The organism is Paractinoplanes maris (assembly GCF_023544465.1).
Classification (GTDB): Bacteria; Actinomycetota; Actinomycetes; order Mycobacteriales; family Micromonosporaceae; genus Actinoplanes; species Actinoplanes maris.
The window spans coordinates 175,973-199,166 of record NZ_JALPVL010000002.1 but is presented as its reverse complement, the minus strand read 5'-3'; the positions used below and the strand labels follow the sequence as shown (position 1 = coordinate 199,166).

Below are 23,194 nucleotides of genomic sequence, written 5' to 3'. Positions count from 1 at the left end.
TACGGTTTCCTCGCCTATGCGCTCAACAGCGGGGGTCGATTCTTAAAAACCCGCTCAGATAAATATACGAAGAGTAATGCTAGGCCATCAAAAGATCATGAAGCAACGCGCTGCACCGGGCGACTTCGTCCGAATGCGCCGTCCGGCCCAGCGTTCGCGGACGGGGAATGCGCACGTCGACGATCTCGCGCACCCGGCCCGGCCGCGGGCTCAGCACGACCACCCGGTCGGCCAGCAGCACCGCCTCGTCGATCGAGTGGGTGACGAAGACGGTGGTCGCCTCCTGTTCCATGTGGATGCGCTGCAACTCGCCCGACAGCTCCTCGCGGATCAGCGGGTCGAGGGCCGAGAACGGCTCGTCCATCAACATCACCTGCGGGCGCCCGATCAGCGCGCGGCACAGGGCCACCCGCTGCTGCATGCCGCCCGAAAGCTCGTGCGGCAGCCGTTTCTCGAAGCCGGTCAGGCCGGTCAGCTCGAGCAGCTCGTGGGCCCGATCGCGATACTGCGCCTTGCGCCAGCCGAAGATCTGCACCGGCAGCAGCACGTTGTCGAGCACCGAGCGCCACGGCAGCAGGGCCGGGCGCTGGAACATCATCGACACGTCCCGCCGCGGCTTGACGACCTGCTCGCCGCCCACGTCGACGCGGCCCGCGGTCGGCGGCAGCAGGCCCGCGATCAACCGCAGCAGCGTCGACTTGCCGCAGCCGGACCGGCCCACCACGGCCACGAACTCGCCGTTGCCGACCTCGAGGCTCACCTCGCGCAGCGCCTCGACCGTGCCCGAGCGGCCGGTGAAGGTCCGGGACACCTGGTCGACGCGGATCATGACGCGAGCCGCCAGCGGCCGGCCCGGGCCACCAGCAGCGTGAGCGCCTGGGGCATCAGGCCGGAGTGGTTGTCGGGGGTGAGCCGGATCGGGCCGGAGAGGCCGTCGACCTGGGAGGTCTCGATGATCTCGCGGATCCGGGGGCGGTCGGCGCCGACCCGGGCCACCGCGTCGGCGATCAGGTCGGCGGCGTCCGCGGCGAACGAGGCCACTCCCGAGTAGCTGCCGTACCGGGACGTGTAGTCGCGGAACCACTGCTTGCGGGCGGACTTGGCCGGCGTCGTCGCAATCACGTCGTCGATCGCCAGGGTCTGGGTGAACACCATCGTCGCGTTGTTGGTGGCGGTGACGGCGGCCCGGGGGATGAACAGGTCACTCGCGGCGGCCGCGTCGAAGTAGACGGCCTCGCGGTAGTTCGCGGCGTAGGCGTCGGTCGCGGCCTGCTGGGCCAGGTCGGGCGGGGTGAGCACGACCAGCGCCTGCGGCTTGGTGTCGGTCAGGGTGCCGACCGACTGGGCGATGTCGCTGGCGGCCGGCTTGACCCCGCGGGTGGCGGCCACCGTGATGCCCGTGCCGCGCAGCGCGCCGGTCAGGGCCGTGTTGGCGCCCCGGCCGTAGAGATCGTTGGTGTGCAGCACCGCGATCTTCTTGACCCCGGCCCGGGTGAACTCGCTGACCAGCGCGGCGGCGCTGTCCGTGGAGTTCGGGCCGAGCTTGAAGATGTACTGCCGTTGGCCGACCGGGTTGGTGACCTGGTCGGCGGCGGCCAGCGAGATCGTCGGGATGCGTTTGTCGTTGATCGTCTTGGCCGCGCCGACGACGCACGCGTCGCAGATGCCGCTGATCACCGCGGCCACGGCCGGGTCGTCGGCGAACGTGCTGATGTTGCGCAGCGACACCGTCGGGTCGTTGCGGTTGTCCTGGGTGCGCAGCTCCAGCTTCCGGTCGCCCAGCTGCCCGGAGGCGTTGATCTGCTCGATCCGCAGCTGCAGGGCCCGGGCGTACGCGAGGTCGACCGCCGAGGAGTTGTTGAGATCGGCCGCCACCACCACGGTGCTGCGGTCGGGGGCGTCGTCGTCCGAGGTACAGCCGGCCGCGCCGGCGAGAAGCATCGATGCCACGGCGATGGCCGCGGTGATGCGGGGGAGCCGCACTGCGGTGCCTCCTAGAGGGGCGGGAAGGCTGGAGCGCCGGCGCCATCGTGGTCTGCCGGGGAGGGCGACGACACGGACAGCGTGTCCGTTCGATCGCGCCAAACCTTGCCAACGTGAAGGCCCCTGGTCAAGCGGCGCCTCATCGATGGAACGAGACGCTTGTCTCACATACTGGTTGAAATCTTGGGGGTACGCGGTGACCGAGTCGTCACTGATTGTCGTGGTCAATATATTCGCGCACGTCAAAGCGCTCCGCCTGTCGAAAGTGGAACGGCCGCTAATCCTTGCACTCGGACACGAAGTTCGTTTCCGGGTGTTTCCAGACTTCCCAAAGGGATGTCCGTTCTGATGAAATTCCCGGGCCGCGCGAGGTCCTGCGGGCGAAAAGCCATGGGGAAGACCACGGAGGAGAAGTCGTGAGCACCGGATCCTCGACCCAGGTGGCACGCCGTGGTGTCTTCCCCCGCCTGCGAGACGCCCGCATCCGCGCCAAGCTCGCCCTGATCCTGGTCGTCCCGCTGGTCGCCGTGGTCGCGCTGGCCACCACCCGGCTGGTCGATGTCGGGCAACGTGCCGCCGAGGCGGGCACCGTCGAGGAACTGACCAAGCTGGAGACCGACATCTCCGGGCTCACCCAGCTGTTGAACGTCGAGCGCATGGCGGCCGCCGCCTATCTGGGCAACCCGGATGCCAAGGCCGGCGCCTACCAGTCGGCCGTGGCCGGCAGCGACGCGCAGATCCAGATCTACCGTGCTCACCGGGCCGATGTGGAGGATCCACCGGCCGCCGTGCGCGACCGGCTGGCCCGCATCGACGACCACCTGAACACGATGGACGCCACCCGCACCGCGGTCGGCGACCGCAACGGCATCGCCGTGGCCGAGGTCGTCTCCCGCTACGGCGTGGTGATCACCGACCTGGTCGGCTACGCCGAGGCGCTCAGCCAGTACGCGGGCGACGGCGACGTGGCCGACCGGCTGCGCGCGATCGCCGCCTTCGGCCGGGCCAAGGCCGGCACCGCCGAGCAGGGCGCCATCTCCTACGCGGCCCAGATCACCGGCGACCTCAGCCCGGAGCAGCGCACCGCGTTCATCGCCACCCAGACCAGCCAGCAGGAGGCCCTGCTCGCTTTCTCCCTCGTCGCCGACCCGGCCCAGCGCTCCCTGGTGGAGAACGTGGTCAGCGGTGACGCGGTCAACCTGCTCGACGGCGTGGCCACCCAGCTGGCCCGGGCCGGCAACGGCGGCGGGGTCCAGGCTCCCGAGATCGCCCAGGCTTTCGGCGCGGTGGTCGACCTGATGCGCTGGGCCGAGCAGGAGCTCGAGTCCGATGTCGTCGATCAGGCCTCGGCCGACCGCGACGCCGTCGTGCGCCAGGCGGCCATCGAGTCGGCGCTGGTCGTGCTCGTGCTGATCCTGGCCATCGTGCTCGCGGTCATCCTGGCCCGCTCGCTCAACCTGTCGCTGCGCAAGCTGCGGGAGGGCGCGCTCGCGGTGGCCAACCGCGACCTGCCGGACGCGGTGGCCCGGCTGCGCGACGCCCGCAACCTCGGTGAGGGTGGGGCCGACGACATCGTCAGCCAGCTGCGCGACCCGATCAAGCTGTCCAACCGCGACGAGATCGGCCAGGTCGCCCAGGCCTTCAACGTGGTCCACCGCGAGGCGGTCCGCGTCGCGGCCGAGCAGGCCGCGCTGCGCACCAGCGTCTCGACGATGTTCCTCAACCTCGCCCGGCGCAGTCAGTCGCTGGTCGACCGGATGATCGGCGAGCTCGACCAGATCGAGCGCACCGAGGAGGACCCGAAGCGGCTCGCGCAGCTCTTCGAACTCGACCACCTGGCGACCCGGATGCGCCGCAACGACGAGAACCTGCTGGTGCTGGCGGGCGCCGACTCCAGCGCCCCCCGCCGGGAGGACGCGCTGCTGGTCGACGCGCTGCGCGCCGCCCAGTCCGAGGTCGAGCTCTACAACCGCGTCGAGTTCGGCACGGTCGACACCGACATCTCGATCGCCGCGCTCGCCGTCAACGACGTGGTCCGCCTGGTCGCCGAGCTGCTCGACAACGCCACCCGGTTCTCGCCGCCCAACACGATCGTGGTGGCCGACGGACGCCGCATCCGCGACTACGTGGTGATCCAGGTCGAGGACCGCGGCCTCGGCATGTCCGAGGAGCAGATGGACCAGCTCAACCGCCGTCTCTCCGAGCCGCCGAGCGTCGACGTGGCCGCGTTCCGGCTGATGGGCCTGGCCGTGGTCGGCCGGCTCGCCGCCCGCTACGGCGTCCGCGTCGAGCTGCGGGCCAACATCGAGGGCGGCACGGTCGCCCAGGTCACGCTGCCGAGCACGATCGTGGTGCTGCCCAGCCGGCGGATCGACCCGCCGGCCCGGCCGCAGGAGCTCGGCACCGCGCCGTACGGGGGTGGCTGGGACTCCCGCGCGGGCCGGTCGGCCACCGCGACCCTGCCGGCGATCGCGCCCGAGCCGTGGCACGAGCCGACCCCGCCGCCGCCGAGCGCGCACCCCCAGCTGCCGGTCTTCCCGTCGCAGCGGCCGCCGGCCGACCCGGACGTGCGGCCGACGCCGAACCGTCCGCCGCTGCCGACCCGGGTGACGAAGGCGGTCGACGACGCCCAGAGCGCGCCGACCATGAACGGCTTCACCGCCACCGTGCAGACCCCGACCGTGCAGCCCCGTACCGCACAGGCACCGGCGATGCAGACGCCCGTCGTGGCGCCTGGGCCGGTGGCGCCGGAGCCGGTCTCGCCGCCCGCACCGCCGACCGGCAGCTCGTGGGGTGCCGCGCTCGCCGCGATGCCGCCGGTTCCGCCGGTGTCGGCCCCGCCGACGGCCGACGAGCGCAACGACTCACCGATCTTCGTGCAGATGCAGCAGAGCTGGTTCCGCGACCACGACGCGGCGAGCCAGGAGGAGTGGGGCATGCCGACCGCCGGCTACGCCCCGCCGCCCAACAGCTCGCCGGGCGCGGCGAAAGCAACCCCGACGCCAACCCCGACGCCGACGCCGACGCCGGCGCCACCGCCCGTGCCGGTCTCGCCGCCGCCCCCCGCGGCTCCGGCGGCCCCGGCCCCGGCCGCGCCCCCGGCTGCGGCCCCGTCGAGCAACGGGCACAATGGACGCTCCGTGCCGAAGCCGCGTCCCGCGGCCGAGGACAAGTGGCGGACCACGGCCGACGAGGGGTGGCAGAAGGCGATGGCAGCGGCCGATCCCGTCGACGCCGGCACCACGCGGTCCGGTCTCCCCAAACGTGTTCCCCAGGCGCAGCTGGTGCCCGGCGGCGTACAGCCCGGGCCGCGCAACCAGAACAGGCGCAGTCCCGACGAGGTCCGCGGGCTCCTTTCCGCGTATCACCGGGGTGTGCAACGTGGACGGACCGACGGCTCCGCCGAGTCCTTCACCCAGGCTAAGGAGAACGATCGGTGACCAGGCCCCCCACCATGCAGGACATGGGCTGGCTGCTCAACAACTTCGCCAACAGCGTCGCCGGCATCGCCCACGTCGTGGCCGTGTCCGCCGACGGCCTGCTGCTGGCGGCGTCCCGCGATCTGCCGACCGACCGGGCCGACCAACTGGCCGCCATCACGTCCGGCGTGGTCAGCCTGACCGACGGCGCCTCCCGCATGTTCAACGCGGGCGCGGTCAACCAGACGATCATCGAGATGGACAGCGGCTACCTGTTCCTCATGTCGATCAGCGACGGCTCCTCGATGGCCGTGCTGGCCGCGCGCAGCTGCGACGTGGGCCAGGTCGGATACGAGATGGCGTTGCTGGTCGAGCGGGTCGGTGCCTCGCTGTCGCCGACCGCACGCGAAGCAGTCAGTCATTAGTCGCCGGCTCGACGGAAGGGGGTGATCGCGCGATGGGCCAGCCACAGGACCCGAGAGGCAACCTGGTACGCCCGTACGCGGTCACTCGCGGACGCACCGAGCCGCGTCGGGACATCCCGATCGAGGCGGTCCTGGTCGCCAGCCAGGCCGGTCTGCAAGAGTCCCGGTTCGCCGGGCACGACAAATACCGCATCGCCGTGCTGTGCGAGGCGAAGGCGCAATCGCTGGCCGAGCTCTCGGCGCTGACCCGGCTTCCGCTGGGTGTGGCCCGGGTGCTGGTGGCGGACATGGTGGCCGATGGGCTGCTGTCGTTGCACAGCGCCGCTCCCAAAACTGGGTTCACGGAGCGGATGGATCTGCTGGAAAGGGTGTTGAGTGGACTTCGCAAGCTCTGAGCGGGCGGGGGCGCAACCCAAGGAGATCACCTCGGCGAAGATCGTCGTCGCCGGTGGCTTCGGCGTGGGTAAGACGACGTTGGTCGGAGCGGTCTCCGAGATCGAACCACTGACCACCGAGGCCGTGATGACCTCAGCCGGGCAGGGGATCGACGACGCGTCCAAGGTGCCCGGCAAGGGGACCACCACGGTGGCGATGGACTTCGGCCGCATCACGATGGCCGACGACCTGATCCTCTACCTTTTCGGCACCCCCGGGCAGACCCGCTTCTGGTTCATGTGGGACGAGCTGATCCGGGGTGCGGTCGGTGCGGCCGTGCTGGTCGACACCCGTCGCATCGCGGACGCGTTCGCCCCGCTCGACTACTTCGAGAACCGCCACCTGCCCTATCTGGTGGCGCTGAACTGCTTCGACGGGGCGCCGCGCTACGAGCCGGACGAGGTGCGGGAGGCGCTGGCCATCCCGGCCCACGTGCCGCTGGTCATGTGCGACGCGAGGCATCGCGACTCGGTCAAGCAAGTGCTGGTGGGAGTGGTGGAACACGCCATGGCGACGCTCGTGGCCGAACAAGGCGGCTATCCAGCGAGAGTGTGAGTGGGCTTTCCAAACCAAGATCAAAGGCTTGATGTCGTAGCGGGGTGGGGAGTGCGGATCGCTGCTCCCGCCGAGGGCGCGGGCGGGGCGAGCAGGGCGCTGGCGCGCCCAGGACGCTCACCCCACCCGCGCGACGTGCGTGAGTGGTTGCGCCCGAACCCCACAGTCGCACCGCCGTCGCCGAACCCACCGTGAGCGGACCGATCCCATGCCGGCTTCGACGGAGAGCCTGATCGGCGTACGTCGAACCCGGTCGGCTCGGTCGGGTAGTGGGCTTCAGACGGGGAGTCGGTAGCCGCGTTTGACCACGGTTTGGATTACGCCGGGGGCTGCGAGGCCGGCGCGCAGGCGGGCTACGGCCATTTCGACGGCGTGTTCGTCGGCGCCTCGGGGGAGGGCGTGCAGCAGGGCGGCCCGGGAGAGCACGCGGCCGGGGACTGCGGCCAAGGCGCGCAGGACGGCCATCGGGGCGGGGGCCAGCGGGCGGAGCTCGCCGTCGACGATGGCGGCGTGGCCGCGCAGCGTGAGTGCGTGGCCGGCCACCTTGAGGGAGACGGCGCGCTGCGGCAGCTCGTCGACGATCGTGCGGACCAGTGAGCTCAGGCGGGCCCGGGCCGGGGTGACGACCGGGACGTTGTGGCGGCGCAGCGGGCCGGCGGTCACCGGGCCCACGCAGGCGGCCATGACGTCATGGCGGAGCGCCTCCAGGACCGCGTCGGCGGCGGGGCCCGCGGTGCGCAGCAGTGCCTGCACGGCCGGGGCGGCGGTGAACGTGACCGCGTCGACCAGCCGGGCCGTGATCAGGTCGACCAGGCGGTGCAGCGGGGCGGGGTCGGTCGGCGGAGCCCAGCGATAGACCGGGACCTCGATCACCCGGGCGCCCGCCTGCTCCAGCGCCTCGGTGTATTCGGGCTGGCTCTCGCCGTGCAGCTGCATCGCCACGGTCAGGCCGGCGACGCCCCGCGCCTTGAGGTGCTCGACGACCTCCTCGTAACTCTCGCCCTCGGGTGACCACTGGTCGTGCAGCCCGGCCGAGCGGATCGCGGCCCGCGCCTTGGGGCCGCGGCCGATCAGATAGGCCCGGGAGAGCGCGTCGCGCAGCGGGTCGGCCAGGCCCCAGCTCTCGGCCGCCTCGAGCCAGCCGCGCATGCCGATGCCGGTGTTGACCAGCACGATGTCGGGCGGCAGGTCGAGGCAGGCGCGGGTGGCCGCCCGGAGTTCGGCGTCGTCGGCGATCGGGACGATGCGCAGCGCGGGGGCCAGCACCACCCGGGCGCCCCGGCTCTCGAGCAGATTGGCCAGCTCGTCACGCCGGCGGTCGGCGGTGACCCCGACCGTGTATCCGGAGAGCGACGCGGTCGGCTCGGCCAGGGCGGCCGCTGTGATGACCGTCCGGCGCGTTCCCCCCGTACGCTCGCTCATCCGGCCTGCCGGCTGGTCAGAAGTCGTGGCGCGGCCGTCCGGTCCACCGAAGGGCACGCTCGGAGCCCGCCGTCCTCAGCGTCGACCCGCTCCCATGTCACGCCTGCGTTCTCCGCCGTACCTCCGCACGGCACGCGCCACGACTCCTCCTCGCCGGACCGGGAAGCCGGTCCGGCGGTCACCGTCAGGTCCGTCCTCAACCCTGACGGTGGCCTTTCAATAGTGCGTCGTCCCCGACCGCGGCGGCTGCGCCGGTCCCGCGTCGTCGAGGTGTATGCACCATTGCCCATGCCGGAAGCGTGCCGGTGAGGAATTTCGCCCCTGCGTCCCGTTTGTTTCGAGCCTGCTAAGAGCCATCGACCTGTGACCTTCGTGACGCCGGGTCCCGGCTTCGGGCGTGCCTGCGCGAGCGGGTATGCTTGCCTACGGTTATTCTTGGAGGTCGCGTCCGCGCGCTGGGCGAGACCACCGAACGTGACGCGATCCTTCGCGAGGCAGCACCGTGATCTTTCGCTGTGCAGCACCGCGATCTGTTCGCGACCCACCACGTTTTGACCACTCGCCGCGCAGCCGGGTATTGTTGCCTGCTGTTGTGCGACAGCTGCGGGCTCACCCTCACGGGTGGGCTTGATGTTCGCGTTCGGCGCGACCAGCGCGCGACCCCAGACCGACGACAAGACAAGGTAATTCTGTGCGTACGTACAGCCCGAAGCCGGGTGAGATCGAGCGTCAGTGGCACATTATCGACGCTTCTGACGTCGTTCTGGGTCGGCTGGCCACCCACACCGCGACTCTCCTGCGCGGCAAGCACAAGCCGACCTTCGCCCCGCATGTCGACACCGGCGACTTCGTGGTGATCATCAATGCCGGCAAGGTCGCCCTGACCGGCAACAAGCGGCAGACCAAGGTGGCGTACCGCCACTCGGGTTACCCGGGCGGTCTCAAGCAGGTCGGTTACGAGGAGCTGCTGAGCAAGCGCCCCGAGAAGGCGATCGAGCTGGCCGTGAAGGGCATGCTCCCGCACAACAAGCTCGCGCGGCAGATCATCAAGAAGCTGAAGGTCTACCCGGGCGCTGAGCACCCGCACGCGGCGCAGCAGCCCCAGCCGTTCGTAATCACCCAGATCGCGCAGTGAGCGCGGGAGAAGGCAGCAGCATGTCCGACGTTATCGAGCCCGAGGTCGTCGAGACCGTCGAGGAGCCCGCCGGCACGGTCGTTGTCGAGACGCCCGCCGAGACCGTGGTCGTCGTCGAGACGCCCGCGCCGGCCCCGGTCCGCGCCCCGCGTCCCGGTGACCGTCCCATCCAGACCGTCGGCCGCCGCAAGGAGGCCATCGTCCGGGTGCGTCTCATCCCCGGCACCGGCAAGATCACCTGCAACGGCCGCGACCTCGAGGCCTACTTCCCGAGCAAGGTCCACCAGCAGCTCATCCGTGAGCCGTTCGAGACCTCGGAGAAGACCGAGCAGTTCGACGTCATCGCCAACCTGCGTGGCGGCGGCATCACCGGTCAGGCCGGTGCGCTCCGCCTCGGCATCGCCCGGGCGCTGATCACCAACGAGCCCGACGATCGTCCCGCCCTCAAGAAGGCCGGCTTCCTCACCCGTGACGCCCGCGTCAAGGAGAGCAAGAAGTACGGTCTCAAGAAGGCCCGCAAGGCTCCGCAGTACTCGAAGCGCTGATTTTGCGCCGAGTCTGACACGGCCGGGTTGCGCCCCCCTGATGTTCTCGAGGGGGCCGGCCCGGCCGTTTTGCGTTCCCCTCCCTTCTCAACGCACCCGTGTTCGTCTCTCCCTCAGGGATGAATCCGGGGAAAGGAAGCCTCTATGGGGCGTCTGTTCGGCACCGATGGCGTACGCGGGCTCGCGAATGGCGATCTCACCCCGGAACTGGCCCTCAGCGTCGCCGTCGCGGCCGCGCGCGTGCTGGTCGAGAGCGACAGCAGCCACCAGCCGCTGGCGATCGTCGGGCGTGACCCGCGGGCCAGCGGCGAGATGCTCGAGGCGGCCGTGGTCGCCGGGCTCACCAGCGCCGGGGCCAACGTGGTACGCGTCGGCGTCCTGCCCACCCCCGCGGTCGCCTTCCTGGTCGGCCAGACCAACGCCGACCTCGGCGTGATGCTCTCCGCCTCGCACAACCCGATGCCCGACAACGGGATCAAGCTCTTCGCCGCCGGCGGCACCAAGCTGCCGGACGAGCTGGAGGAGCGCATCGAGCAGGCTGTCGCGGACGGGCACGGGCTGCTCGGTCGTCCGACCGGCGCCGCCATCGGGCGGGTGCACGACCTGCTCGACGGGGCCGAGCACTACGTGAAGCACCTGGTGGGCTCCGTCCCCAACCGGCTCGACGGCATCAAGGTCGTGGTCGACTGCGCGAACGGCGCGGCCAGCGAGGTCGCCCCGGTCGCCTACGAGGAGGCCGGCGCCGAGGTCATCGCGATCCACGCCGACCCGGACGGCCTGAACATCAACGAAGAGTGCGGCTCGACGCACCTCGACAAGGTGCGCGACGCCGTGCTGGCCGAGGGGGCCGACCTGGGCCTGGCCCACGACGGCGACGCGGACCGCTGCCTGGCCGTGACCGCCTCGGGCGAGGTCGTCGACGGTGACCAGATCATGGCGATCCTGGCGCTGGCGATGCGCGACGCCGGGACGCTGACCGACGACACGCTGGTCGCGACCGTGATGAGCAACCTCGGTCTGCGGATCGCCATGAAGCAGTCCGGCATCAAGCTGCTCGAGACCAAGGTCGGCGACCGGTATGTGCTGGAGGAGCTGGCCGCGGGCGGGCTGGCACTGGGCGGCGAGCAGAGCGGGCACATCGTGATGCCCGCCTACGCCACCACCGGCGACGGCGTGCTGACCGGGCTGCACCTGATGGCCCAGCTGGCGTCGACCGGCAAGTCGCTGGCCGATCTCGCCTCCGTGGTCCACACGCTGCCGCAGGTCCTGATCAACGTGCGCGTCGGTGACCGGGCGGCGGGCGCTTCGGCCCCGGCCGTGCAGGCCGCCGTGGCGCTGGCCGAGAACGAGCTGGGCGAGACCGGCCGGGTGCTGCTGCGCCCGTCGGGCACCGAGCTGTTGGTCCGGGTGATGGTCGAGGCCGCCACCGAGGAGCACGCCCGCGAGGTCGCCGAGCGGATCGCCGAAGAGGTGCGGTCGGCCAGCCCGGCCGCCTGATCGACGTTCGGAGCGGGCCGGTCCCTCGGGGCCGGCCCGCTTTTTCGTGCCCGCCTCAGCCCAGCCCGCATCAGCCCAGCCCGCCTGAGCCGGCCCGGCCCGACCAGGCCGATTCAGCCCGGCCCGCCTGAGCCGGCCCGGCCCGGCCGATTCGGCCCGGCCCGGCCCGGCTACGCCCGGCTCAGCTTGGCCAGGCGTGCGGCGGCCTCGTCGATCACGGATTCCCGCTTGCAGAAGGCGAAGCGGATCAGATGGCGGCCCGCCTCCCGGTTGTCGTAGAAGACCTGCGTCGGCACGGCCACCACGCCGCACCGGCCGGGCAGCTCGCGGCAGAACTCGATGCCGTCGGTGCCACCCATCGGCGTGATGTCGGCCGTCACGAAATACGTGCCCTCGGAAGGCTGCACGGCGAACCCGGCCCGGGTCAGCCCGGCCGTCAGATGGTCGCGGCGGGCCTGCAACTCATCGCGGAAGCCGGTGAAGTAGTCGTCGCCCAAGCCGAGCGCCACGGCCACGGCGGGCTGCAGCGGACCGGCGTTCACAAAAGTCAGGAACTGCTTCACGCGCGTCAGCGCGGACACCAGCCGGGCTGGACCGGTGGCCCAGCCGACCTTCCAGCCCGTGCACGAGAACGTCTTGCCGGCCGAGGAGATGCGCAGCGTGCGCTCCCGCATGCCAGGCAGGCCGGCCAGCGGGACGTGCGGCTCGGCGGCATCGGTGAAGACCAGGTGCTCGTAGACCTCGTCGGTCACGGCGTAGGTGTCGTGCTCCTGGCAGAGCTCGGCGACCAGGCCCAGCTCGGCCCGCGTGAAGACCTTGCCGGTCGGGTTGTGCGGCGAGTTCAGGAGCACCAGCCGGGTGCGCGGGCCGAAAGCCGCGCGCAACTCACCCTCGTCGAAGCGGTAACGGCCGTCGGCGCCCGGCCGCAGCGTCACCGGCCGGCGGGCGGCCCCGGCCAGGGTGATCGAGGCGGCGTACGAGTCGTAGTACGGCTCGAACGTGACGACCTCGTCGCCGGGCTCACACAGGGCCAGGATGGCGGCCGCGATCGCCTCGGTGGCCCCGGCGGTGATCACGACCTCGCTGCCGGGGTCGCGCTCGAGCTGCCAGAAGCGCTGCTCGTGAGCGGCGACAGCGGCCCGCAGGGCGGGGATGCCGGGCAGGGGCGGGTATTGGTTGGACCCCTCGCGCAGGGCCCGGGCCGCGGCCGCCAGCATCTCGGGCGGCCCGTCGGTGTCGGGGAAGCCCTGCCCCAGATTGATCGAGCCGGTGCTGGTGGCCAGGGCGGACATCTCGGTGAAGATCGTGGTGCCGAACGGGCGCATCCGTTCGACCAGCGGGTCGCTCGTCAAGATCGGTCGTCCTCCTGCTCAGCGGTTCGCACCCGGCCGGGCGGCGTCGGCCCGGCCGCCCGGGTCAGTCGATGGCGAAGTGGGTGCACGTGGCCGTGGCGACGGTGCTCGCGCTGGAGGTGCGTTGCTTCACCTCGGCCCCGTCGACCAGAGCCCGGCAACTAATCGTGCCCTCCGACGTGCCGATCCGCATGGCGACGACCGAAACCAGCGCGGGCGTCTCCATCTCGGCGGTGAACTTCCACGGCAGGTCGACGTTCTGCAGCCGCTTGGGGGCGTCACCCAGCTTCTCGACGTAGAGGATCTGGGACGCCTGACCCTCGCCGCTCACTTCGTAGGTCACCGAGATCTTGCGACCGTTGAGATCGGGGGCGGCCGGCAGGCTGGGCAGATCCGGCAGCTCGGTGGGCAGGTCGGGGATGTCCGGGGCGGCCGACGGCAGGTCGGGCAGCTGGGGTGCGGCCGTCGGCAGGTCGGGGATGGCCCGCTCGGCCCGGTCGGCGACGTTGCGCGCGATGAGCACACCCGCGGTCGCGACACCGCCGCAGAGCAGCAGGGTGACCGCCACGATCACCGCGACGATCGGCAGCTTGCTCTTGCGCGGCGGCCGGCCGGCCGGCCCCGGGTCGGGCTGCGCCGGATGGCCGGGGGGAGGGCCGTACCCAGGAGGGCCGTACCCCGCAGCGCCCGAACCCGGAGCGCCGGAACCCGGCGGGGTGTACTGGGCCGGCGCGTACTGGGTCGGGGCGTACTCAGGCGGCGGCGGGGCGTACTGCGCCGGAGGCTCGTAGGCCGCCGGGAACTGATCCGTCGGGACGGCCGGGAACTCGGACGTCGGCGGATAGTCGGGGTTCGGCGGCTGGGGCAGCGGCGCATACCCGGGTGTGTAGGACGGCGGCCCGGAGGCCGGGCGGCCGGGGGCCGTCGGCTCAGAGGTGCCGTCCGGCTGCCGATTGTCGGGCTGATTGCTCAACATGTCTCCCGGTGCGAGCGCGCTGTCGTGGCGCGGTAGCCGACGGTACGCCAACGACGCCAGCCGTCCGAGGGTGCTGTCGTCCATTCGGCCTTTTCTGCGCAGGCCGAGTGCTCGAAAGGGTGCTTCTCGAGCATGACGGGTGAGCGGTCGTCGGCTAGAGTCACGGCCATGTGTGGCATCGTGGGGTACGTCGGCGGTCGACCGGCGCTCAGCATCGTTATTGACGGACTGCGCAGGCTGGAATACCGCGGGTACGACTCCGCCGGTGTCGCTGTCGTGGACGACGGCGCCGTTCTGACCGAGAAGAAAGCGGGCAAGCTCGCCAACCTGGAGAAGGCACTGGTCGAGGCGGCCGACCCCGGCATCGCCCGCGGGCTGACCGGCATCGGGCACACCCGCTGGGCCACCCATGGCGGTCCGACCGACCGCAACGCGCACCCGCACGTCTCGCGGGACGGCCGGGTGGCGGTCATCCACAACGGCATCATCGAGAACTTCGCCCGTCTGCGGGCCGAGCTCGAGGCGACCGGTGTCGAGTTCACCAGCGACACCGACACCGAGTGCGCCGCTCACCTGCTCGCGGCCGAGGTGCGGGCGCTGCGCGAGTCGGGTCACGCCGAGGGGCCGGAGCTGCTGGCCGAGGGCATGCGCCGCACGGTGCGCCGGCTCGAGGGTGCCTTCACCCTGCTGGCCATCGACGTCGAGGTGCCCGACGCGGTCGTCGCCGCCCGGCGCAACTCGCCGCTGGTCGTGGGTCGCGGCGACGGCGAGAACTTCCTGGCCAGCGACGTCTCGGCCTTCATCGAATACACCCGCGAGGCGATCGAGCTGGGCCAGGACCAGGTCGTCCTGATCACGCCGGCCGGCATCGAGATCACCGGCTTCGACGGCTCGGCCCAGCAGGGCAAGGAGTTCCACATCGACTGGGACGCCTCGGCCGCCGAGAAGGGCGGATTCGACTACTTCATGCTCAAGGAGATCGCCGAGCAGCCCCAGGCCATCGCCGACACGCTGCTGGGCCGGCTCTCCGACCGCGGCGAGATCGTCCTCGACGAGGTGCGGCTCACCGACCAGGACCTGCGCGACGTCGACAAGATCTTCATCATCGCCTGCGGCACCTCCTACAACGCGGGCATGGTCGCCAAATACGCCATCGAGCACTGGGTGCGCCTCCCGTGCGAGGTCGAGCTGGCCAGCGAGTTCCGCTACCGCGACCCGATCCTCGACCGCTCGACGCTGGTGATCGTGATCAGCCAGTCCGGCGAGACGATGGACACGCTGATGGCGCTGCGCCACGCCAAGGAGCAGAAGGCCCGCGTCCTGGCCATCTGCAACACCAACGGCTCGACGATCCCGCGCGAGTCCGACGCGGTGCTTTACACACACGGCGGTCCCGAGATCGCGGTGGCGTCGACCAAGGCGTTCCTCACCCAGCTGGTCGCCTGCTATCTCATCGGCCTGCACCTGGCTCAGATCCGCGGCGTCATGTATGCCGACGAGGTCGCCGCCGTGGTCGAGAAACTGCAGAGCACCCCCGACAGCTTGCGCACCCTGCTGGGCTCGATGGAGGAGGTCCGCGCGCTCGGCCGCGACCTCAAGAGCGCCTCGACGGTGCTCTTCATCGGTCGCCACGTCGGATATCCGGTGGCGCTGGAGGGCGCGCTCAAGCTCAAGGAGCTCGCCTACATGCACGCCGAGGGCTTTGCCGCCGGTGAGCTGAAGCACGGGCCGATCGCCCTGATCGACGAGGGCACACCGGTGGTCTGCGTGGTGCCCTCGCCGGCCGGCCGCGGCGTCATCCGGGACAAGGTCGTCTCGAACATCCAGGAGGTCCGGGCCCGCGGCGCCCGCACCATCGTGATCGCCGAGGAGGGTGACGACAGCGTCGCCGCCTACGCCGACCACCTGATCCCGGTGCCGGCCACACCGACGCTGCTGGCGCCTCTGATGACCACCGTGCCGCTGCAGATCCTGGCCTGCGAGATCGCCTCGGCCCGTGGTCACGACGTCGACCAGCCCCGCAACCTCGCGAAGTCGGTCACCGTCGAGTAGAACGTCCGACCGGCCGGCCGCCATCACGCCGCACCCAGCGTGATGGCGGCCAGCTTGTCGAGGGACGGGCTGCCGCGGTCCCAGTAGCCGGCGTGACCGCCGCCCGGCGCGCTGGCGAACACGGTGGCCCCGAAGCCGGGACCGCTGGGATTGGGGCCGAACCACAGGTCGCGCTCGGGCCGGCCGAAGGCCAGCCACGGCCCGGCCACCGGCACGCTGCCGGCCACGGCCAGATCACGGACCAGGCTGCCCGGTGAGACCGCCGCGTACTGGATCACGTCGCTGCGGGAGGTGGACGACCAGACCTCACCCGGTGGCACCCGCAGATCGTGGGCCGAGCCGACCCCGACGCCGGGCGAGCCCACGAAGACCACGCCGTCGGCCGCGAACCCCTCACCGGCCGCCGCCTTGCCGACCACCAGCGACCCGTAGCTGTGGCCGAGCACGACCTGGCGCGCGGGCGGACCCTCGTGCCCGGCCCGCAGACCCTCCTGGAAGTGCCGCAACGCGGGCGCCGCGGCCTCGGCCCGGCGAGCGCTCGCCGCCTCGTCGACAAAATCGGGGGCGTCGTAGTCGAGCCAGAGCACCGCGCTGGTGGCCGACTCGGGCCTCAGCTCGGCGGCGCGCACCGCGACCCGCTCGGCCCGGGACAGCTCGCCGCCGAGCGAGGCCAGATCGGCCGTCATCCCCGGGACCTGGGTGAGCACGCCGCTGGCCCGGTCGGGATCGCCGAGCGCCACCACCGCCCGGCCCTCCTCGCTCAGGTCGAGGCTCAGCAGATAGGCCCGCGGGCCGGCCTCGTCGCCGAGCCGGTCGCTCAGCGCGGCCAGTCCGTCGCGCTTGTCCCGCAGCCGGTCACGCTCGCGCCCGGTGGCCCCGGCGATCGCCCGGTCGATCTCCTCCCGGCGGTCGTCGAGCAGCAGGCGGTTGGCGACGTCGCGGTCGCTCGCGGGGAGCCCGTCGAGCCGGGCCAGCCAGGCCGCCTCGGTCGCCAGCAGCCAATGCCGCTCCTCGACTTCAAGCGCGGACCACCACGCGTGCACGCCGGCCGGCGAGGTGGTGCAGTCGGGCCGGCTGTCGCCGGGTGGTGGTTGCGGCGGGGTGCGCATCACCTCGGTCAGCCGCTGGAACCGATCGGTGGCCTCGGCGTCGGCCCGGGCCGCCAGCTCGAGGGCGCTCTCGCGAGCGCCACGGGAGAGCAGCGCCCGCGCGCGGGCCAGGGCTGCGGCGAACTCGCTGGCCACTTGGTCGGCCAGCCAGCACCGCAAGCGGAAGGCCACGAGCCGGCCGCGCAGCTCGTGCAGCCGGCGGGTGGCCGCGGTGGCCGCCGCGCCCCGCCAGGCCGCGCCCAGGGCGGCCACCCGCGGGCCGAGCTCGGCGGCCAAGCGGCCGGCCAAGGTCGCCCAGCGGCGCCAGGAGAGGGCGAGCGCCCGCCATCGCTCCGGGTCGGTGACCCGCAGACGCTCGTGGACGGCGGAGGTCATCGGGTGAGCCGCAGGCGGGTGACGGCACGGGCATCGGCCAGCTCGTAGGCGGCAGCGGCCTCCCCGATGCGGCGGGCGGTCTCGTCGATCCCGGCGCCGATCAGCGCGAGCTGGCCGCGGGCCGCCGCGCCGGCCAGCAGGGCCGCGTCGGCGGCGGCCCAGCGTGGTGTCAGTGGCACCGGCGGTTCGTCGCCGGTCGCGGCACCGACCCGATCGCCGCCGGCGGCGACGCCCGCGGCTGCACGTCGCAGTGCGTCGGCATCGACTTCGAGCTCGGGGTTCATCGGCGACCTCCTGGGTCCGGCGGTGTGATGCGACGACGGTAGGGCCCGCGGACCGGCCGTGGCGGGGCCTGTGGACGACAGCCGCCCGTCGTCCACAGGCCGGGTCCGGCGCTCGGCCGGATGGTAAGAGGCGGCTACCGATAAAGTTGGGCCGTGATCGTGGCTGTCGGCATCGACGTGGTCCTGGTGGAGCGCTTCGCGCGCGCCCTCGACCGGACGCCGTCGCTGGCGGTCCGGCTCTTCACCGAGGGTGAGCGGCTGACCGTCTCGGGAAATCCGCGGTCGGCCGAGTCGCTGGCGGCGCGGTTCGCGGCCAAGGAAGCGGTGGCCAAGGCGCTCGGCGCGCCCGCGGGCATGCTGTGGCACGACTGCGAGATCGTCGCCGACCCGGACGGCCGCCCGTGGCTCACGGTGTCCGGCACGGTCGCCGCCGTCGCCACCGAGCGCGGGGTCAACCGGTGGCACCTCTCGCTCTCGCACGACGGCGGCATCGCCTCGGCGATGGTGGTCGCGGAGTCCTGACCGGGCCCCCCGGGCGGCGCCGGCGGGAAAATGTCGCAGGCTTGCGCTAGAACAGTCGGCATCGTCTCAACAGGAGCGGAGGGCTGATGCGGCAGGCTTGGCGGGTCGCGGATGTGCGCGCGGCGGAACGAAACCTGATGGCGACATTGCCCGAGGGCACCCTCATGCAGCGGGCCGCCGCCGGGCTGGCGAGGCGCTGTGCGCTCCTGCTGGAGGACGGTGGCGGCGTCTACGGCGCTCGCGTGGTGCTGCTGGTCGGCAGCGGTGACAACGGTGGCGACACGCTCTATGCCGGCGCTGCCCTGGCCCGGCGCGGCGCCCAGGTGCGGGCGCTGCTGCTGAGCCCCGAGCGGGTCCACCTGGCCGGGCTGCGGGCGTTGCGCGAGGCCGGCGGCTTCACCGTGCGCGAGCTGCCCGAGCGGGCCGACCTGGTGCTCGACGGCATCGTCGGGATCGGCGCCACCGGCGGTCTGCGCCCGCCGGCGGCAGCCCTGGCGGATCGGCTGAGTGAGCTGCGCGGGCGTTCCGGCGTACGAGCTGTGGTCGTCGCCGTGGACGTGCCGAGCGGCGTGGCGGTCGACACCGGCGACGTGCCCGGCGAGGCGGTGCACGCCGACGTCACCGTCACCTTCGGCTGTCTCAAGCCCGCGCACGTCGTCGGCCCGGCCGCGGTGCGCTGCGGCCACGTCGAGCTGGTCGACATCGGCCTCGGGCCGGTGCTGCGGGCCGATCCGGCGCTGGCGGTGCCCGATGCCGGTGACGTCGCCGGCTGGTGGCCGCATCCCGGTCCCACCTCCGACAAATACACCCGCGGCGTGGTCGGCATCGCCACCGGCTCGGCCACCTATCCGGGGGCCGCGCTGCTCGGGGTGAGTGGCGCGCTCGCCGGCCCGACGGGCATGGTCCGCTATGCGGGGAGCGCCTACGAAGACGTCGTGCGAGCCCACCCGTCAGTGGTGGCCACGCCCAAGGTCGCCGACGCGGGCCGGGTGCAGGCCTGGGTGTGCGGCTCGGGGCTCGGCACCGGCGACGAGGCCCGCACCACACTGCGCAGCGTCCTCGCCACCCCGTTGCCGGTGGTGCTGGATGCCGATGCGCTGACTCTGCTGGTCGACGGCAAGCACGCGGACGATCTGCGCCGCGACGCGCCGGTGGTGATCACGCCGCACGACGGCGAGTTCAAGCGGCTGGCGGGTGAGGCACCCGGCGCCGACCGGGTTGGCGCGGCCCTCAAGCTGGCCTCGTGGACCAACGCGGTGGTGCTGCTCAAGGGCGACCGGACGATCGTGGCCACCCCGGCCGGTGCGGTGCTGGTCAACCCGACCGGCACGTCCGCGCTGGCCACGGCGGGCAGCGGCGACGTGCTGGCCGGCCTGCTGGGGTCGCTGCTCGCGGGCGGTCTGCCGCCCGAGCGGGCCGCGGCCGCGGCGGCTTATGCCCACGGGCTGGCCGGCCGGCGGGCGGCCGGGGGCGGCCCGGTCACCGCGCCCGACATCGCCACCGCGCTCCGGGCTACGGTTCGCGATCTCATCGGTGCTCCTCGGTGATCGCGGTGAGGGCTGAGCTGCGGAAACAGAACCGTCATACCGATCGGTAGGCTGGGAATCATGTGGCAGGCCGAGGTCCGGATCGATCTGGACGCCATCCGGGACAACGTCGCGTTGCTGCGCGCCGGCACCACCGCCGAGGTCATGGCGGTGGTCAAGGGCGACGGCTACGGGCACGGCATGCTGCCGTCGGCCCGGGCCGCGCTGGCCGGCGGGGCGACCTGGCTCGGGGTGGCGACGCTCGACGAGGGTTTGACGCTGCGCCGGGCCGGAATCGACGTGCCGGTGCTGGCCTGGCTGCATTCACCCGGGCTGCCGCTGCACGAGGGTGTCGCGGCCGATGTCGACCTCAGCGCGGGCAGCCTCGAGCTGCTGGGGGAGCTGGTCAGCGCGGCCCGGCGGGCCGAGCGCACGGCCCGGGTCCACCTGAAGATCGATACCGGCCTGGCCCGGGGCGGTGCGACCGCGGCCGAGTGGCCGGCGTTGCTGGAGGCCGCGGCGAAGGCTCAGGCCGACGGCGAGATCGACGTGGTCGGCGTCTGGAGCCATTTCGTCTACGCGGACGCGCCGGGTCACGAGACCATCGATCATCAGCTGGCGGCCTTCGCCGACGGGCTGGCGGTCGCCGAGCGCTTCGGCATCACGCCGCGCTATCGGCACATCGCCAACTCGGCGGCGACGTTGACCCGCCCCGACTCCCACTACGACCTGGTGCGTCCGGGCATCGCGGTCTACGGTCTGTCGCCGATCGAGGGCGAGACCTTCGGGCTGCGACCGGCGATGACCGCGCGGGCCCGGGTGGCTCTGACCAAGCGGGTGCCGGCCGGTCAGGGGGTGTCCTACGGGCACACCTACTTCACCGAGCGCGAGACGACGCTGGCGCTGGTGCCGCTGGGCTACGCCGACGGGGTGCCGCGCGCGGCCTCGAACGCCGGGCCGGTGCAGCTCGGCGGCAAGCGCCGGACGATCGCCGGCCGGGTCTGCATGGATCAGATCGTTCTCGACGTGGGCGACGACGACGTGACGACGGGCGAGGTGGCGACGCTCTTCGGGCCTGGTGACGACGGCGCGCCCACCGCCGACGACTGGGCCGCGGTGGCCGGCACGATCAACTACGAGATCGTGACCCGCTTCGGCAGCACCCGGGTCCCCCGCGTTTATGACGGCGGCGGCGGGTCATCCCCCGGCGACGCCCTGGAAGGCGGGGTCGAGGACCGGGATGCTGGGGGTGGGGCATGAGTCCGGCCAAGGGGTCGTCGCGGCGGGCCAAGCAGGTCGGCGTGGTGGGCGCGGCCGTCGGCGTGCTCGCGGCGGGTCTGGCCACGGCGTTCGCGGTCGAGCGGGTGCTGGTGCGGCGCTCGGTCAACGCGCCCGGCGATCCGCACGTCGACGAGCCCTTCGGCGATCAGCCGTTCGACCGGGAGCAGACGGTCACCGCGGCCGACGGCACCGAGTTGCACGTCGAGATCGTGGAGCCCCGCGAGCCGGGCACCAAGCCCACGATCGTCTTCGTGCACGGGTTCGCGCTCGACATGGGCACCTTCTATTTCCAGCGTCAGGCCCTCGCCGACCGCGGCGATCACCGGCTGGTCTTCTACGACCAGCCCGGGCACGGCCGGTCGAGCCGGCTCAAGTCCGGCGACTACGACATCGCGGCGCTCGGCAAGTCGCTGGCCGCGGTGCTCAACGCGACCGTGCCCGACGGCCACATCATCCTGGTCGGCCACTCGATGGGTGGCATGACGATCATGGCGTTCGCCGAGCAGTATCCGGAGTGGTTCGGCAAACGGGTGACCGGTGTCGTGCTGATGTCCACTTCGGCCGGTCTGATCGACAAGACCAAGCTGGGCATCCCCACCCTGGTCGCCCGGGCCAGCGCTCCCTTCTTCCCGCTCTGGGGCAAGGCGGCCCACCTGGGCGGCAACACGATCGACCGGGCCCGGGTGGTGTCGTCCGACCTGGCCTGGCTGCTGACCCGGCGCTACGGCTTCGGTGAGCCCAAGCCCAGTCCGTCGTTGGTCACCTTCGTGGAGACCATGAACTCGAAGACCTCGGTCGAGACGCTGACGAAATACCTGCACACGCTCTATACGCACAACCGCTTCCCGGCCCTGTCGGCGTTGCGGGGGGTTCCGGTGCTGGTGATCGTCGGCACCCGCGACTATCTGACGCCGGTGACGCACTCCGAGGAGATCCTCAAGCACCTGCCCGAGGCGGAGTTGATCAAAGTGGACAACAGCGGCCACGTGGTGATGCTCGAGAAGGCCGACGAGGTCAACGCCGCACTGCTGCCGTTCCTGGAGAAGATCTCGTGAAGCTGCCCACCGTCGACGACACCCGGGAGTTCGGGCGGCGGCTCGCGTCGATCCTGCGCCCGGGTGACCTGGTGCTGCTGACCGGCCCGCTGGGCGCCGGCAAGACGGCGATGGTGCAGGGCATCGGGGCCGGGCTGGGCGTCACCGACGCGATCACCTCGCCGACCTTTGTGATCGCGCGGGTGCATCGGGGCCGCACGCCGCTGGTGCACGCCGACGCATACCGGTTGGGCGACCGCCCCGACCCGCGCGCCGAGATCGACGACCTCGACCTGGACGCCTCGGCCGACGACGCGGTCACCGTGGTCGAGTGGGGCGCCGGCCTGGTCGAGCAGCTCAACGACGAATATCTGCGGGTGCGTCTCGATCGCCTCGACGACGACACCCGGGTGGTCGAGCTGGTGCCGCACGGCGGCGACTGGGCCACCCGGATCAAGCAGCTGCACAGCGACGACCCAGCGCCGCGCGGCTGATCAGCACAGCGGGCAAGGCGGTCAACCGGGGCCGCGACGAGCAGATGTCGAAGGGAAGAACGTGGATCTGGCGGAGATGCTGCCGGCCGGGTGGCGAGCGGAGCTTGCCGGGTTTCTCGACGAGAGGGCGACGGCCGCGCTCAGCGAGTTCGTGACCGCGGAGTACGCGACGCACACGATCTATCCGCCGATCGAGGATCTCTTCGCGGCCTACCGGCTCTGCGCGCCCGAGCAGACCCGGGTGCTGATCCTCGGACAGGATCCCTATCACGGGCCGGGGCAGGCGCATGGGCTGAGCTTCAGCGTGCGCGAGGGCGTGCGGATCCCGCCGTCGCTGCGCAACGTCTTCAAGGAGCTGGCCGCCGATGTCGGGGTGGCGCCGCCCGCGGCCGGTGACCTCACCGGTTGGGCGCGGCAGGGGGTGTTGCTGCTCAACGCGGTGCTGACCGTCCGCGCCGCGGCCGCCGCGTCGCACGCCGGCAAGGGTTGGGAGGCCTTCACCGATGCGACGATCCGCGCGCTGAACGCCCGCGACGACCGCGTGGTGTTCCTGCTCTGGGGTGGTTACGCGCGCAAGAAAGCCGCGCTGATCACCAATCCCGCGCATGTCGTGATCGAGGCCGGTCACCCGAGCCCGCTCAACCGCGTGGGCTTCCTGGGCAGCCGTCCGTTCAGCGCGGCCAACAAGGCGCTGGCCGACGGCGGCCGCGACGTCATCGACTGGGACCCGCGCACCGCGCCCGTGGCCGGCTGACGCTTCGCCCGGCTCGCGG

21 protein-coding genes are annotated in these 23,194 nt (G+C 72.0%); 14 read left to right on the top strand and 7 right to left on the bottom strand.

Features of this window, described 5'->3' with window-relative positions; all coding sequences use genetic code 11:
* Positions 1–79: 79 nt before the first annotated feature.
* A complete protein-coding gene (locus NAG42_RS05760; RefSeq protein WP_250028604.1) occupies positions 80–829 on the bottom strand; it encodes an ABC transporter ATP-binding protein in 750 nt (249 codons plus the stop codon).
* Entirely contained in the window at positions 826–1,983 is a 1,158-nt protein-coding gene (locus NAG42_RS05755) for an ABC transporter substrate-binding protein (RefSeq protein WP_250028603.1), read from the bottom strand. Before NAG42_RS05755 ends, NAG42_RS05760 begins: the two co-directional genes overlap by 4 nt.
* Before the next feature lie 416 nt (positions 1,984–2,399).
* Here NAG42_RS05755 and NAG42_RS05750 point away from each other — a divergent pair, with 416 nt between their 5' ends.
* From NAG42_RS05750 to NAG42_RS05735, 4 genes are read left to right on the top strand one after another with little or no spacing between them, the layout of a single operon-like run.
* Positions 2,400–5,423, top strand: a complete 3,024-nt coding sequence (locus NAG42_RS05750) for a sensor histidine kinase (protein ID WP_250028602.1) — start codon at positions 2,400–2,402, stop codon at positions 5,421–5,423.
* Positions 5,420–5,827, top strand: a complete 408-nt coding sequence (locus NAG42_RS05745; protein WP_250028601.1) for a roadblock/LC7 domain-containing protein — start codon at positions 5,420–5,422, stop codon at positions 5,825–5,827. The genes NAG42_RS05750 and NAG42_RS05745 overlap by 4 nt, the downstream gene beginning before the upstream one ends.
* A gap of 32 nt (positions 5,828–5,859) precedes the next feature.
* The gene (locus tag NAG42_RS05740; protein ID WP_250001301.1) at positions 5,860–6,222 is read left to right on the top strand and encodes a DUF742 domain-containing protein; all 363 of its coding nucleotides are present in this window, start codon (positions 5,860–5,862) and stop codon (positions 6,220–6,222) included.
* Positions 6,203–6,817, top strand: a complete 615-nt coding sequence (locus NAG42_RS05735; RefSeq protein WP_250028600.1) for a GTP-binding protein — start codon at positions 6,203–6,205, stop codon at positions 6,815–6,817. The genes NAG42_RS05740 and NAG42_RS05735 overlap by 20 nt, the downstream gene beginning before the upstream one ends.
* Before the next feature lie 276 nt (positions 6,818–7,093).
* Here NAG42_RS05735 and NAG42_RS05730 read toward each other — a convergent pair whose 3' ends face one another.
* The gene (locus NAG42_RS05730; protein ID WP_250028599.1) at positions 7,094–8,239 is read right to left on the bottom strand and encodes a uroporphyrinogen-III synthase; all 1,146 of its coding nucleotides are present in this window, start codon (positions 8,237–8,239) and stop codon (positions 7,094–7,096) included.
* A gap of 691 nt (positions 8,240–8,930) precedes the next feature.
* Here NAG42_RS05730 and rplM point away from each other — a divergent pair.
* The 3 genes from rplM to glmM all read left to right on the top strand — a co-directional run bounded on the left by rplM (position 8,931) and on the right by glmM (position 11,416).
* Entirely contained in the window at positions 8,931–9,374 is a 444-nt protein-coding gene (gene rplM / locus NAG42_RS05725) for a 50S ribosomal protein L13 (protein WP_250001294.1), read from the top strand.
* Between the two features lie 20 nt (positions 9,375–9,394).
* On the top strand, positions 9,395–9,919 hold the full coding sequence (gene rpsI, locus NAG42_RS05720) for a 30S ribosomal protein S9 (protein WP_284044929.1): 525 nt from the start codon (positions 9,395–9,397) through the stop codon (positions 9,917–9,919).
* A gap of 144 nt (positions 9,920–10,063) precedes the next feature.
* A complete protein-coding gene (gene glmM, locus NAG42_RS05715; protein WP_250028598.1) occupies positions 10,064–11,416 on the top strand; it encodes a phosphoglucosamine mutase in 1,353 nt (450 codons plus the stop codon).
* Between the two features lie 170 nt (positions 11,417–11,586).
* Here glmM and NAG42_RS05710 read toward each other — a convergent pair whose 3' ends face one another.
* Positions 11,587–12,768 carry a pyridoxal phosphate-dependent aminotransferase gene (locus NAG42_RS05710; RefSeq protein ID WP_250028597.1) on the bottom strand — a complete coding sequence of 394 codons (1,182 nt, stop codon included), beginning with the start codon at positions 12,766–12,768 and terminating at the stop codon, positions 11,587–11,589.
* A gap of 64 nt (positions 12,769–12,832) precedes the next feature.
* Positions 12,833–13,828 carry an MmpS family transport accessory protein gene (locus tag NAG42_RS05705; RefSeq protein ID WP_250028596.1) on the bottom strand — a complete coding sequence of 332 codons (996 nt, stop codon included), beginning with the start codon at positions 13,826–13,828 and terminating at the stop codon, positions 12,833–12,835.
* Positions 13,829–13,912: 84 nt separating this feature from the next.
* Between NAG42_RS05705 and glmS the strand changes: the two genes are divergently transcribed.
* Positions 13,913–15,796 carry a glutamine--fructose-6-phosphate transaminase (isomerizing) gene (gene glmS / locus NAG42_RS05700; protein ID WP_250028595.1) on the top strand — a complete coding sequence of 628 codons (1,884 nt, stop codon included), beginning with the start codon at positions 13,913–13,915 and terminating at the stop codon, positions 15,794–15,796.
* Positions 15,797–15,819: 23 nt separating this feature from the next.
* Here glmS and NAG42_RS05695 read toward each other — a convergent pair whose 3' ends face one another.
* Together NAG42_RS05695 and NAG42_RS05690 are read right to left on the bottom strand one after the other, a co-directional pair.
* Complete coding sequence (locus NAG42_RS05695) at positions 15,820–17,280, bottom strand: alpha/beta hydrolase (protein WP_250028594.1); 1,461 nt, start codon at positions 17,278–17,280, stop codon at positions 15,820–15,822.
* Complete coding sequence (locus NAG42_RS05690) at positions 17,277–17,564, bottom strand: hypothetical protein (RefSeq protein ID WP_250028593.1); 288 nt, start codon at positions 17,562–17,564, stop codon at positions 17,277–17,279. Before NAG42_RS05690 ends, NAG42_RS05695 begins: the two co-directional genes overlap by 4 nt.
* 153 nt (positions 17,565–17,717) lie before the next feature.
* On the opposite strand from NAG42_RS05690, the gene NAG42_RS05685 reads away from it, so the two are divergent.
* From NAG42_RS05685 to ung, 6 genes are all read left to right on the top strand, one after another.
* On the top strand, positions 17,718–18,086 hold the full coding sequence (locus NAG42_RS05685) for a holo-ACP synthase (RefSeq protein WP_250001285.1): 369 nt from the start codon (positions 17,718–17,720) through the stop codon (positions 18,084–18,086).
* Between the two features lie 86 nt (positions 18,087–18,172).
* The gene (locus tag NAG42_RS05680; protein WP_250028592.1) at positions 18,173–19,633 is read left to right on the top strand and encodes an NAD(P)H-hydrate dehydratase; all 1,461 of its coding nucleotides are present in this window, start codon (positions 18,173–18,175) and stop codon (positions 19,631–19,633) included.
* Between the two features lie 60 nt (positions 19,634–19,693).
* The gene (alr, locus tag NAG42_RS05675; RefSeq protein ID WP_250028591.1) at positions 19,694–20,872 is read left to right on the top strand and encodes an alanine racemase; all 1,179 of its coding nucleotides are present in this window, start codon (positions 19,694–19,696) and stop codon (positions 20,870–20,872) included.
* Positions 20,869–21,948, top strand: a complete 1,080-nt coding sequence (locus tag NAG42_RS05670; RefSeq protein ID WP_250028590.1) for an alpha/beta fold hydrolase — start codon at positions 20,869–20,871, stop codon at positions 21,946–21,948. Before alr ends, NAG42_RS05670 begins: the two co-directional genes overlap by 4 nt.
* On the top strand, positions 21,945–22,421 hold the full coding sequence (gene tsaE / locus NAG42_RS05665; protein WP_250028588.1) for a tRNA (adenosine(37)-N6)-threonylcarbamoyltransferase complex ATPase subunit type 1 TsaE: 477 nt from the start codon (positions 21,945–21,947) through the stop codon (positions 22,419–22,421). Before NAG42_RS05670 ends, tsaE begins: the two co-directional genes overlap by 4 nt.
* Before the next feature lie 76 nt (positions 22,422–22,497).
* The gene (ung, locus tag NAG42_RS05660; RefSeq protein ID WP_250029312.1) at positions 22,498–23,175 is read left to right on the top strand and encodes a uracil-DNA glycosylase; all 678 of its coding nucleotides are present in this window, start codon (positions 22,498–22,500) and stop codon (positions 23,173–23,175) included.
* Positions 23,176–23,194: the final 19 nt, after the last annotated feature.